The following is a 12,630-nucleotide window of genomic DNA, read 5'->3' as shown; positions in this document are numbered from 1 at the left end:
ATGCTCACGATTCAGCCCTCGATACCGATCCGGCGGTGAAGGTCCCGCAGCACTGCCAGGGCGTCCACCCCCACGAACACGTAGTCGTCCACCCCGGCGTAGTCGCCTTTTCCAGCCAGCAGAACATGCTGCGCACCTAGCGCTTTCAGCTCAGCTGCCGCGCTTTCGGCCTTTTCCGCGTAGAGCTTGTCACTGGAGGCCAGGCAGACAACCGTGGCCCCGCTGGCACGGAAGTCTTCCACTGGCCCGTTCGGTGTTTCGATACCACCGGCCTGAAACAGGTTGGCGGCGAACGTGGCCCGGGCGGTGTGCACCGATACCGGGCCAAGGGTGGCAAGAAAAACCTTCGGCTTCTCTGCCTGTTTCTCGGCTGCGTTGCGTAGCGCCTCGTACTCCTCGGCATAGCGGTGGACCGGCAGCCCGCCGCTGGGCCGGGGCGGTAAAGGCTTACGGACGGGTGCGGTCTCGGTGAGGTTAGGGAACTCGCTGGCGCCGGTGAGCGGGTCCTTGCGGCTGGCCAGACGCTTGGCCCGGCGCTGCCAGACCTCGTCGATCTGCCCGGCGAAGCGGCCACTCTCCAGCGCGGCCGCCATCCCGCCCTCCGCCTCGATCGCGGTGAACTGCTGCCAAGCGGCCCGGGCCAGCTCATCGGTGATCTGCTCGACGTACCAGGAGCCCCCGGCCGGATCGATCACCCGGGCCAGGTGGGCCTCCATGACCAGCAGCGATGAGGTGTTGCGGGCGATCCGGCGGGAGAACCCGTCCGGTAGGCCGATCGCTGCATCGAACGGTTGGACGGTGATCGCGTCGGCCCCGCCCACCCCGGCGCCGAAGGCCGCCAGCGTGGTGCGCAGCAGGTTCACCCAGGGGTCGCGCTGGGTCATCATCGCCGACGACGTCACCACGTGCTGTTTCTGCCCCAGGTCCGTGCTGTGCCCGCAGACCTCCGCCACCCGGGCCCAGAGTCGGCGAGCGGCACGAAGTTTGGCGATGGTGAGGAACTGGTCGGCAGTCGCTGCGTAGCGGAACTCCAGCTGGGCGAAGGCATCGGCGGTGCTCAGCCCGGCATCGGTCAGCGCTCTGAGGTAGGCCACGCCGGTAGCCAGGGAGGCGCCGAGTTCTTGCGCGTCCGAAGCTCCGGCGTCGTGGTAGATCGTGGCGTCAACCGTAGCTACCCGCAGCGCGGTGTTCGCCGTCTTCTCGGCCAGTCTGGCCAGGAGTTCGAGGTCCGGGGTATGGCTGGGACCAAGCCGCGCCCACAGGCCGAGCGGATCCGCACCCAGATTTCCGGCGTTCTTGTCGCCGGCCAGGTCCAGGAACCGCGCGGCCGCGGCTTCGGTGTCTGCACCGGCGTCCAGCACCACCGGCGCCAGATCGAGCAGCACGCCGTCGAGCACCTGGCTCAAGCCGCTCAGCGGCAGAGCGCCCGGGCCGATCGTGAGCCAGAGCGAGGTAGCGCCGTTCTCCAGATCGGTCATCACCGCCTCGTGGGTGACGGCCGGGTCCGGATCGAGGTGACGCTGCCGGACATCCCAGCTCTGCGCCGCCGTGCGAGTGCCGCGGACGAACGGCGCCGAGCCGGGCAGCCCGATCGACTCCTCGGCCACCGCGTCGTCCGAGGAGTAGAGCGGGCGGATCCCGATGCCGTCGTACGTGGTGCTGGTCAGCTTGGCCACGGCTTCGGCGGGATCGTCCCCGGCGCCCATTCTCCCGGCCTTGACCAGGGCAGATGCCACCAGCCGGAGCCATTCGGCCCGGTCGGCCGGGTCGAACTGCCCGGCCAGGGGCAGGTCCGGTGGCAGTTGCGGCGGCGCAGCACTCATGCCCTCAGCTTAGGAAGGTCCGTCCGGACCGCCCAGTGGTCGCGGTTGAACTACGCCACACCCATCAGGCTTGCGGGGGCGCTGGTGGAGTCGCGCGGGCGAGCACATTGCGCGGGGTAAGGGCCGTGGCCAGTACCTCGGCGACGCCCAGCGCGGAGGCCACGGCGAAGACGTGTTCCAGCGGCGCTCCCTGTCCGGCTTCCAGCCGGGTGATGGTGGCGATGCCGACCCCGGAGCGCTGCGAAAGCTCCTCCACGCTGAGCTTGCGGATCCGCCGCCAGGTGGCCAGGTCGGTGCCGAGACGGCGCATGGCCCTGGGTACCCCGGCGGACGGTCGCGTCACCTTCGTCATTATTCAGACTTCCGCGACCACAATTGAAGACGGGGTGCGCACCAAAGGCGCGCACCCCGTCTTCAATTGGTGGTTCTGGTGCTTCTAGAAGACGTCCAGCGCCAGGATGTCGTCCTCGGTCTCGCGGCGGACGATCACCCGGGCCTTACCGTCGCGCACAGCTACCACCGGCGGCCGCGGAACGTGGTTGTACTGGCTGGCCATGCTGCGGCAGTACGCCCCGGTGCCGGGGACCGCAAGCAGATCACCAGGGACAAGATCGCCCGGCAGGAACTCGTCGCGCACCACGATGTCCCCGCTCTCGCAGTGCTTACCCACCACCCGGCTGAGCGCCGCCGGGGCGTCCGACACCCGGGAGGCCAGCGTGCAGGAGTAGTCCGCGTCGTACAGCGCGGTGCGGATGTTGTCGCTCATCCCGCCGTCCACCGACACGTACCTACGCACGCCGCCACCGTCCATCGACACGTCTTTCAGAGTGCCGATCTGGTACAGCGTGAACGTGCTGGGCCCGGCGATCGCCCGGCCGGGCTCCACCGAGACCCGGGGTACGGCAATCTCCAGACCGCGGCACTCGCGCACCACGATCTCGGCCAGCTGGTCGGCGATGAGCTTGGCCTCCAGCGGATCGTGCTGGCTGGTGTAGGCGATGCCGTAGCCGCCGCCGAGGTCGATCTCCGGCAGCTCCACGCCGTGATCGCGCTTCACCGAGGCGTGCAGGCCGAGCAGCCGGCGAGCGGAGACCTCGAAACCCTGGGTGTCGAAGATCTGCGAGCCGATGTGGCTGTGCAGGCCGAGCAGCTTCAGCGAGGGCTTGGCCAGGACCTGGGCGATCGCCTGGGCCGCGTCGCCACCGGCCAGCGACAGGCCGAACTTCTGGTCCTCGTGGGCGGTGGAGACGTACTCGTGGGTGTGGGCCTCGACCCCGACGGTGACCCGGATGAACACCGGCTGCACCTTGCCGTGCCGCTCGGCCGCCGCGGCGACCCGCTCGATCTCGATCATCGAGTCGATCACGATCCGGCCGATGCCGGCCGCGACCGCCCGGTCGATCTCGCTCTCGAGCTTGTTGTTGCCGTGCAGGGCGATCCGCTCCGGCGGCACCCCGGCGCGCAGCGCGACCGCCAGCTCACCACCGGAGCAGGTGTCCAGGAACAGCCCGTCCTCGGCGATCCAGCGGGCGACCTCGGTGCACAGGAACGCCTTTCCGGCGTAGTACACGTCGGCGCCGCCCACCCCGGCGAAGGCCGAGGCGAACGCGTCGCGGAAAGCCGTGGCCCGGCTGCGGAAGTCGGCCTCGTCGAGAACGAAGGCCGGCGTGCCGAACTCGGCCGCGAGGTCGTTCACCGACACCCCGCCGATCTGCAGCACGCCGTCGCCGGCCCGGTGCACGGTCTGCGCCCAGAGCCCGGGCAGCAGGTCGTTGACGTCGTCCGGCGGCCGCAGCCAGCCCGGAACCGTGGCCACGTGGCCGTATCCCGGGCTGTGCAGCTCGCCCGCCTCGTGCGCACCCATTCTCAGTTCCTCACATTCGCTCGGGCGCACTCACGCCGAGCAGTTCCAGACCGTTGGCCAGCACCAGCCGGCTGGCCTCGGCCAGCCAGAGCCGGGTGCGGTGCAGGTCCTCCACCGGGTCCTCGCCGCGCGGGGTGACCCGGCAGTTGTCGTACCACTTGTGGAAGGCCCCGGCCACCACCTCGAGATGCCGTGCCACCCGGTGCGGTTCGCGCAGCTCGGCGGCCTGCGCCACGATCGCCGGGAACTGCGCCAGGGCGGCGATCAGCTCGTTCTCGGTGACGTGGTCCAGCAGCGCGGGCTCGAAGGCGGTGCGCTCCACCCCGTGCTCGCGGGCCTGGTTGGCCAGCGAGCAGAGCCGGGCGTGGGCGTACTGCACGTAGAAGACCGGGTTGTCGTTCGTCTTCTTCTGCAGCACCTCGCCGTCCAGGGCGAGCGGCGAGTCGGCCGGGTAGCGGGCCAGCGAGTAGCGCACCGCGTCCCGGCCCAGCCACTCGACCAGGTCCTTCAGCTCGATGATGTTGCCGGCCCGCTTGCTCAGGCGGGCGCCGCCCACACTGACCAGCTGGCCGATCAGCACCTCGACCGACTCGGCCGGGTCGTCGCCGGCGCAGGCCACGATCGCCTTGAGCCGCTGCACGTAGCCGTGGTGGTCGGCGCCGAGCATGTAGATCTTCTTCGGGAAGCCGCGGTCGCGCACCGAGAGCCAGTAGGCGGCGTCGGCGGCGAAGTACGTCTTCTCGCCGTCGGCCTTGACCAGCACCCGGTCCTTGTCGTCGCCGAAGTCGGTGGTGCGCAGCCAGACCGCTCCGTCCCGGTCCTCCACGTGGCCCTGCTCGCGCAGCCGGTCCACCGCGGCGTCCACCGAGCCGGACTCGTGCAGCGTGCGCTCGGAGAACCAGACGTCGAACTCGACGCCGAAATCGTCCAGCGTCTGCCGGTTCTCGGCCAGCTGGATGGCGTAGCCGAGCTCCCGGGCCAGGATCTGGGCCTCTTCGAGGGGCAGGTCGTCGATGTCGGGACGCTGCTCGCGCACCTTGGCGGCCAGTTCGGCCACGTACTCGCCGTGGTAGCCGCCCTCGGGGATCTCGGTGCCCTTGATCCGGGCCAGGATCGAGCCGCCGAACCGGTCCATCTGGGCGCCCGCGTCGTTCACGTAGAACTCACGGGTGACCTGCGCGCCGCTGGCGATCAGGACCCGGGCCAGCGCGTCGCCCAGGGCGGCCCACCGGGTGTGCCCGATGTGCAGCGGGCCGGTCGGGTTCGCCGAGACGAACTCCAGGTTCAGCGTGGTGCCCGCGAGCTGCTGGTTGCGCCCGAAGGCGGGACCGGCCTCGACGATGGTGCGCACCAGCTCGGCGGCCGAGGCGGCGTCCAGCACGATGTTGAGGAAGCCGGGACCCGCGATGTCCACGCTCTTGATCCCCGGCAGCTCGACCAGGCGCGCCGCCAGCAGCTCGGCGACCGCGCGCGGCGGCTTACCGGCCGGTTTGGCCAGCTGCAGGGCGATGTTGGTGGCCCAGTCGCCGTGCTCGCGCTGCTTCGGTCGCTCGACCCGGATCTCGGCGGGAACGCTGACGGTGAGATCACCGGCAGCGACGGCGGCCTCCAGGCACGCCCGGATCGCGGCGGAAAGTTCGTCGGGAGTCACGACCTCAAGGGTATCCGCTGGTGGAGGTGCTCCTCACCAGCATTACGGCTCAGTGCCGGCGGCGGGTCTTCGGGGCCGGGGCGGAGGGCTGCTGGTCGCCGGCGTCGGTGGCTGCGGGCGGGCCGGGCCGGGTGCCCTGGGTTTCCTGGTCGGCCTGGGTTGCCTGGTCGGCTTGGGTTACCCGGTCGGCTTGGATTGCTTGGGTTTCCTGGTCAGCTTGGGTTTCCTGGTCGGCGTGGATTGCCCGGTCGGCATGGATTGCCTGGTCGGCTTGGATTGCTTGGGTTGCCTGGTCGGCGTGGATTGTCCGGTCGGTGTGGGTTGCCTGGTCGGCATGGTCGGCCGGTTGGGTCCGCTCACCCGGGTCCACCTGGTCGGCCGGTCTGGCCCGATCGGCGCGGCGGGCCCGGAAGGCCCGGCGAGACATTTCGGCTTGGAGCGCCCGGTCCACCCGCACGGTCTCGTCACCTCGGCCAACCGGCAGGCCTCCGGTCGCAAGCCCGGCCGGCGGCGTCGGCGCGTCCGAACGCACCGGCTCGACCCGGCGAGCCGGTTGTCCGGCCTGAAGCGCCCGGTCCACCCGCACGGTCTGATCACCTCGGCCGACCGGCAGACCTCCGGTGGCCGACTCAACCGGCGGCGTCCGTTCGGACCGAAACGCCCGGTCCCCCCAGACGGTCTCGTCACCTCGGGCAACCGGCAGCTCCCCGGTCGTCGGCCCGGACGGGGGCGTCGGTTCGGCCGAGCCAACCGGTTCGGACCGGAGCCCGCGGTCCACCCGGACAGTCTCGTCACCACGACCGACCTCGTCACCACGACCGACCGGCAGGGCCCGAGCGGCAGATCCAGCCGGCGGCGTCGACGCGTCCGAACGCACCGGCTCGACTCGGGGAGCCGGTTGTTCGGTCTGAAGTCTCCGGTTCACCCGCACGGTCTGATCGCCTCGGCCGACCGGCAGACCCCCAGTGGCCAACCCAGCCGGGGGCGTCAGTTCGGACCGGAGCGCCCGGTCCCCCCGAACGCTCTCTTCGCCTCGGCCGACCGGCCTTTCCTGATCGGTCGGCCCGGCCGGCGGCGGCTCGGCCGAGCCCACCGGTTCAGCCTGGTGAACCGGCTCTGCCTGGAGACTCGCGTCTACCCGTCGATCCTCGTCGCCTCGGCCGACCGGCAGACCTCCAGTAGCCAACCCGGCCGGGGGTGTTGGCTCGCTCGGGTGCCTCTGGTCGATTCGGAGTGTCTGGTTGGTTCGGAGTGTCTGACCCGGGTGGCTGACCCGGACGTCCGGCGTCTCCTGGTTGTCCCAAATGCCTGAGGGCACCTCGCCGGCTTGCGCTCCCCAGTCGGCCCGGACGTCTCCCATTACCTTGCCGCGCGGCGCCGCCTGACCCGCCTGACCCGCCTGACTGTCTGGTCTGGCCTGGTGACCCTGACCAGCCAGGTCGGCCAGGTCTCGCAGGTTCGTCGAGTCCCGCAGATCCTCCGGAACGGTCGAGTCTCTCGGGTCCAACTCGGCGTCGGCCTGGCTGAGCAGGGACGATTCGCGGGCGGACAGGTGCAGCTGCAGCTTGCGGGCCCGGCCGTCGGCGATCGCCATCACTTCGTTCTCGCCCAGCGTGACCAGAGCCTCGAGGTTCAGGCCGCTGACCGTCCGGGAACTGCACAACCGCTCGGCCGAGGCCTGGTCCAGCCGGGAGGCGAGAACCAGGTCACCTCGGCGCAGGGCGGTCAGCGCGTCCGGGCCGACCTCGGACGCCAGCACCGCGTCGCAGCGCCACCAGCCGCCCGACCAGTTGGCTTCAGCGGCCGAATCTTCAGGTCGGGCTTGCTCCACCGCAACCGGGCCGGTGGAGATCGGACCGGTCGTGATCGGGCTGGTGGTGCCGAGCGGAGTCGGGAGCGCATCGGTCGCCGGCGAGTCGGCGACCGTCCGGAGCACGAAGAGCGGCTCAGCACTGGAACCGCCCAGCCAGAAGGCCGCGTCGGCAGGGAAGACCGCCATCTCGACGCCCAGGTCGGTGAGCTGCAGGTGGAAGTTCTCCCAGCCCTCGGGATCGGTGGCGAGCACCACCGGCCGGGCCCCGGACACCGCACCGCGCAGCAGCAGAAGGCGGGCCAAACTGGAATCGCCGACCAGCACCATCCGCACCGGAGTGCGGCGGAACAGCGCGGCCCGGACCTCACTGCCCTCGCTCCCGTGTCCCAGCAGCACGCCGGTGGGCACGGTGGGACGAGTCAGGCCGGCCAGCAGCGTCGGCGTGGTGGTGTGCCAGCCGACCCGCAGGTGCGGGGCCTTCCACGACGCGCCGGCTGTTCGCGAGCGCTCCGGCAGCGAGCTGGAATCCTCCGGATCGGACGGTGGCTGGTCGGGCACGGTGGCCGAACTCGTGCCCCGGCGGCTGGTCGCGATGAGTTGCTCGGCCACGGCCCGGCCGACCCGCTCGGCCGAGGCCCGGCTCTGCGCGTCGGTGGCACCGCGGGCCACCACGGCCGGTTCCGGGGCGCCGCTGACCTCGACCCCGGTGGCCGGGGCGGCCGGAGCCGGGCGGGCCTGGGCCGGGTGCTGGGCGGGGCCGTTCATTCGGTTACCGGGCCGATCACGTCGTACAGGTCCTGCTCGTTCAGGGTGCGCAGGTCGTCCAGGGTGGGCCGGCCGGGCAGCCGGCGCAGCCGCTGGGCCTGGGTCTTGCGCATGCCCTCGAACAACTTCCGGGCCTCGCGGGCGTTACCGAAGTTCGGGTCGGCAGACAGGGCGGCGAAGTAGCGGTGCAGTGGCGGGGCGATGCCGGGGGCCAGCCGGTAGTCCCCGGCCGCAGTCATCCGTTCCATGATCAGCAGCAGGTCGTCCGGCGCGTAGTTGACGAACTCGACCGACTTCGAGAACCGGGACGCCAGACCGGGGTTGGCGTCCAGGAACTCGCTCATCTCCTTGGTGTACCCGGCGACGATCACCGCGCTCTCGTGGCGGTGGTCCTCCATCAGCTTGACCAGCGTGTCGATCGACTCCTGGCCGAAGTCGTTGCTGCCGGCCGAGCGGGACAGGGTGTACGCCTCGTCGATGAACAGCACGCCGCCCTTGGCCTCGTCGAACACCGAGGCGGTCTTCTCCGCGGTGTGCCCGAGGTACTGGCCCACCAGGTCGCGCCGGCTGACCTCCCGGAAGCCGCCCCCGGGCAGCACGCCGAGCGCACCGAGCAGCTTGCCGTAAATCCGTGCCACGGTGGTCTTACCGGTACCCGGGGCGCCGGTGAAGATCAAGTTGTTGCTCCCGGTGGCGACGGAAAGTCCTGCGCTGCGCCGCCACTCGTTCACCTGGAGCTCGTCGATCAGACCGCGGACCTCGGCCTTCACCTCGGTCAGGCCGACCATCGCGTCGAGTTCGGCGAGCAGCTTCTCGATGCCCTCGTCGTCCCGGCTCAGGTCGTCCAGCACGTCACCGGCCCCGGCCAGGCCCTCGGCCCGTTCCCGGACCACCGGCTCGGCGCCCTCCTCGATCTCCAGGCCCGGAGTGCCGGTGTTGCGGATCTCGCACTCCTCGACGAGACCGGCCGTGCCGCGGGCGAAAGTGATTCCGGGGCCGGTGAGGTCGTGCAGTTTGCAGCGACGCAGGGTGGGCTCGCTGCGATAGGCCACCGCGATCCCGGCACCCCCGGTGCCGGACACCTCGCAGCCCTCGATCACCGGCCGGGCGAACTGGTACACGTAGAAGCCGCGGTTGCCGCAACGGCTGACCGTGGTGGCCCGGAACACCGCGGCCGTGCCGATCCGGGCGAGCACCCCGTCCTCGGCGATGTCGGAGATCGTGCAGTCGGTGACCGAACCGTCCGCGTCCTCGATCAGCAGCCCGTAGAGCGAGTTCTCGACGGTGCACTTGCGGGCCTCGAGCCGGCCACCGTTGACGCTGATCCCGGCCGCGTTGGTGGAGCTCAGGGTGCAGCGCTCGACCCGGATCTCGGAACGCTCGGCCAACAGGGCGGCCGCCTCCTCGGAACGCAGGGTCAGCCCCTCGAGCTGCACGCCCCCGTCCCGGCAGCTGAGGGCCGGGTGCGGCACCCCGGCCGAGTCGATCACGACCGGGCCGGTCCCGGGCAGCGGGCGGATGACCACGCTCTTGCCGCTGAGGTAGAGCGCCTCCCGATAGGTGCCTTCGGCCACCTCGACGACGGTGTCGTCGGAGGCGTCGGCCAGTGCGTCACCGATCGTGGTGTAGGCGCCCCGCTGCCCGGGGGCTACCTGGATCGTCCGTGCCATGTGAGTGCTTGCTTCCGTTCTGCTTCGGGTCCGGATGGGCGGTTCCTCAGGAGGCCGGGCCCAGCACCCGTCCTCGCCGGTCGGTGGACTCGGGCTCCGGCTCGGCGACGATCTTGTCCGGCACCTCGACCTGCCAGTACTCGCCCTGCGGGTGTTGCTCGTCGGTGACCCGCCGTTGCTGCTCGGGAGCACTGATCTCGGCGGCGGACTGCCCGCCACGCAACAGCTCGTCGATCCCCAGGGCCGAGTATCCGCCCTCGGGAACGGAGTTGCGGCCGGTCAGGTCCGGACGGCGTTCGGTCGGGACGAACAGCAGTTCGGCCTCGGCCTCGGCTGCGGCCTCGATCCGGGCCCGGCGGCCGGAAAGATCGGTTTCCGGGGCCCGCTGCTTACGCCGGAACCGCCCTGCCAGTGCCCCGGCCAGCCCTTGCGCCGAGGTCGGGGACGAAGAGAGATGCCCGCTCAGCTTCTGCGGAGCCTGGGGCAGGTCGCCGAGGTACTCCTCGCTCTCGCCCCGGTAGTTCTTCGTCTCGTACTGCTCGTCCTCGTCGTTCGTGGTGCGCCGATTGGTTCTCGGAGCGCCGCCACCACCAGGACCCGAACCGCCTCGGCCAAAACCGTTTCCGCGACCCTTCGTGCTGATCCCCCGGCCGCCGGAACCGGGACCGCCACCCCGGTTGCCCGGTGTACCCACGCCACCACGTCCACCCGGGCCGGTGCCACGACTGCCCGGACCTCCAGGACCGCCCGGACCGCCGCCCCGACTGCCTGGCGCGCCCAGAGCATTGCCACGGCTGCCCGGTGCCCCAGCCCGATTGCCCGGAGCGCCCGGCATACCGGGGCTGCCGCCACGACCGCCCGGACCACGCGGACCACCGGCGCCAAGGCCACGGTTGCCCGGCATCCCTGGACCGACACCCCGAGGGCTGCCTCCGGGCGGCGCCCCGGCACCGGGACCGTTGGGATTCATCCTGCCCAGCAACGAGTTGCGGGGAGAATTCCGGGCCGGGGTGCCGCTGCCGAGCCCACCCGGAGGCACTGCCGGGGTTCCGCCCGGCCGGATCAGGCCGGTTCCAGCTCCCGGACCGGCGGGGTTGAAAGCAGCTGGAGTTCCGAGCGAAGACGCCGGTGTTCGCGCCGGAACAGCAGCCGCCGGAACCGCGTTCGGCAGTTGCCGCGGGGTACCGGCCAGCGGAATCGGTGCGCCGGAAGGGTCTGCCGCCAGAGCGTTGACGCCATTGGCACCCGGGCCGTTCGAAAGGAGATCTCCCACGTTCCGGGGTGTACCCGTCGGGCCGACTGCGGGGCCTGCGGCCGGATTGGCCGCCGGCGGCGTGGTGAGCGACTTGGTCGGGTCGACCGGCGCACCAAGGTTCTTGGTGGCAGGAGTCTTGTCTGTGGCCTTGGGGATCGGCCGACCGCGCGGATCGGTCGGGAGGGGGTTGCGCGGCGTGCCGGTGGGCACTGAGCGCGGAACCCCATTGCCGACCCCTCCGGTATTGCGAGGCGCCGCACCGGCCGGCAGATTCGCCAGCCCGGCGCCCGAGGGGGCCGGCGCGACCGGACCGGACCGGCCGGAGACCGTGGTCGGGCCCTGGTAGACCCGCCCCTCCCCCAGGTTGAAGCCGTTGACCAGGAAGCTGCCGCCCAGGGTGGTCATCAGGGCCGCGGCCTTCTGGGTGTACAGCTCGCGGATCCCGTCGGCTTCCTGCTTGGCCTTGGCCATCCTCGCGTCGTAGTCGGTGAAGAATCTGCCCGCTTCGGCGAAAAAGCCGTCGCCGCTGTGCATCTGCGACGCTTTGGTCATCTGCAGCTGGGCATCTTCGTAGACGACCAGGAACTGGTCGTAGTTGTCGATCATCGCCTGTTTGGTGCTGACCACCTGCTCGGCCATGTCGTTCAGGTGGGTGCTGTTGGTCCGGGCCTGGGCGCTCCAGTCACCGTGTGACCAGGTGCCGGCCTCGACCTGTTCGAGAAAGTTGGCCGCGGCCTTGTTGACCGTCGGGTCCCAGCCGTCCCGCATGGTGTCACCGGCAGCCCGGAGCCGCTGCTGCAGGTTGGTCAGGTCGTCCGCGATCTTGCTCCAGTCGTTGGCCGCGTCGCGATAGGTGCCGTCGTGCAGGCGCAGCACGGTCTGCATCATCATCTCGATCGTGTAGCCGGACCAGTTCGTGCACTGGCCGAGCACGTCCGGGGACCCGGCCTCGTCGCTGTAGTACCCGGACTGCCCGTCCGGCTTGAACTCGGAGTCCTGCGAGGCCATGGCCGGTTCCCCCTCAGGAACCTTCGACGTGGGTGTACGGCGCCTCGAACTTGTAGAGGCCGCGCTTGTCGTCACCCGAGATCGTGACGTCGATCTCCTTGCCGGTCGAGTCCCTGCCACCCACCATGGTCATGTTCTCGGAACCGATCTGCGAGTGCCACGTCGTGTAGCCGCCGGACATCTGGCGGTCCTTCTCGATCAGCCGTTCCTCGGCGGTGGGCGGACGCCGCTGCTCGTTCTGCTCGCTCGCCTCGGTCATCGAGTCCCCGCTGCTCTTCGGGGCAGCCTCCTCGGTCTCGGCCGGCGGCGCGAAGACCTTGTTCACCCCGGACGCCGGGATCTCGGCCTTCCCGTGCACCGGCACGGCCAGCGCTTCGTAGCTCGGTCGCCCCTCGGAGTCCAGCACCTCGAGCTGCCGCTGGGCGATCGCGTTCTTCTCGTCGGTGCTGGCGTAGTTGTAGGCCACCACCGAGGCCCCCTGGCTGAGCGTGGCCAGCCCGGCCACCATCTCCTGGAGGAAGGTCGCGGCCGACGCCGCGACCTTCGCATGCTGGGCAGTGAAGCTGCTCGCCTCCGAGAACCCCACTGTCGAACCGGCCATCACCGTGTTCCGGGTACCCAGGTTCGCCGCCTGGGTCGCCGGCGTCTCCTGATGTTCGTCGGCCAGTCCGCCCACCGACTCGGCGAAGGTGGACAGCGAAGTCAGGTCGACCTCAACTCTCTCGGCCATGGCGATTCCTCCCCAATTGCACGCCTGATCGCTCAGGCCCTGTCGAGCTCG

At 70.6% G+C, this 12,630-nt stretch carries 8 protein-coding genes; all 8 read right to left on the bottom strand.

Going from position 1 to position 12,630, the window contains the following annotated elements; genetic code table 11:
- Window positions 1-11: 11 nt before the first annotated feature.
- On the bottom strand, window positions 12-1,823 hold the full coding sequence (locus LR394_RS03810) for a methylmalonyl-CoA mutase subunit beta (RefSeq protein WP_231438935.1): 1,812 nt from the start codon (window positions 1,821-1,823) through the stop codon (window positions 12-14).
- A gap of 64 nt (window positions 1,824-1,887) precedes the next feature.
- Complete coding sequence (locus LR394_RS03805) at window positions 1,888-2,166, bottom strand: helix-turn-helix domain-containing protein (RefSeq protein ID WP_231438934.1); 279 nt, start codon at window positions 2,164-2,166, stop codon at window positions 1,888-1,890.
- A gap of 93 nt (window positions 2,167-2,259) precedes the next feature.
- Window positions 2,260-3,687 (bottom strand): diaminopimelate decarboxylase, encoded by a 1,428-nt coding sequence (gene lysA / locus LR394_RS03800; protein ID WP_231438933.1) that lies wholly within the window; start codon window positions 3,685-3,687, stop codon window positions 2,260-2,262.
- A gap of 10 nt (window positions 3,688-3,697) precedes the next feature.
- Window positions 3,698-5,338: an arginine--tRNA ligase gene (argS, locus tag LR394_RS03795; protein WP_231438932.1), complete on the bottom strand. Its 1,641-nt coding sequence runs from the start codon at window positions 5,336-5,338 to the stop codon at window positions 3,698-3,700.
- A 49-nt stretch (window positions 5,339-5,387) separates the two neighbouring features.
- A complete protein-coding gene (locus LR394_RS03790; protein ID WP_231438931.1) occupies window positions 5,388-7,916 on the bottom strand; it encodes a hypothetical protein in 2,529 nt (842 codons plus the stop codon).
- Window positions 7,913-9,586, bottom strand: coding sequence for a right-handed parallel beta-helix repeat-containing protein (locus LR394_RS03785; RefSeq protein WP_231438930.1), 1,674 nt, complete (start codon window positions 9,584-9,586; stop codon window positions 7,913-7,915). Before LR394_RS03785 ends, LR394_RS03790 begins: the two co-directional genes overlap by 4 nt.
- 46 nt (window positions 9,587-9,632) lie before the next feature.
- A complete protein-coding gene (locus LR394_RS03780) occupies window positions 9,633-11,849 on the bottom strand; it encodes a WXG100 family type VII secretion target (RefSeq protein ID WP_231438929.1) in 2,217 nt (738 codons plus the stop codon).
- A gap of 13 nt (window positions 11,850-11,862) precedes the next feature.
- Window positions 11,863-12,579: a hypothetical protein gene (locus tag LR394_RS03775; protein WP_231438928.1), complete on the bottom strand. Its 717-nt coding sequence runs from the start codon at window positions 12,577-12,579 to the stop codon at window positions 11,863-11,865.
- Between the last annotated feature and the right edge of the window lie 51 nt (window positions 12,580-12,630).

Origin of the sequence: Kineosporia babensis, from assembly GCF_021129305.1 — a bacterium.
Classification (GTDB): domain Bacteria; phylum Actinomycetota; class Actinomycetes; order Actinomycetales; family Kineosporiaceae; genus Kineosporia; species Kineosporia babensis.
The sequence above is the reverse complement of the archived record's forward strand: the minus strand, read 5'-3'. Positions and strand labels throughout refer to the sequence as shown.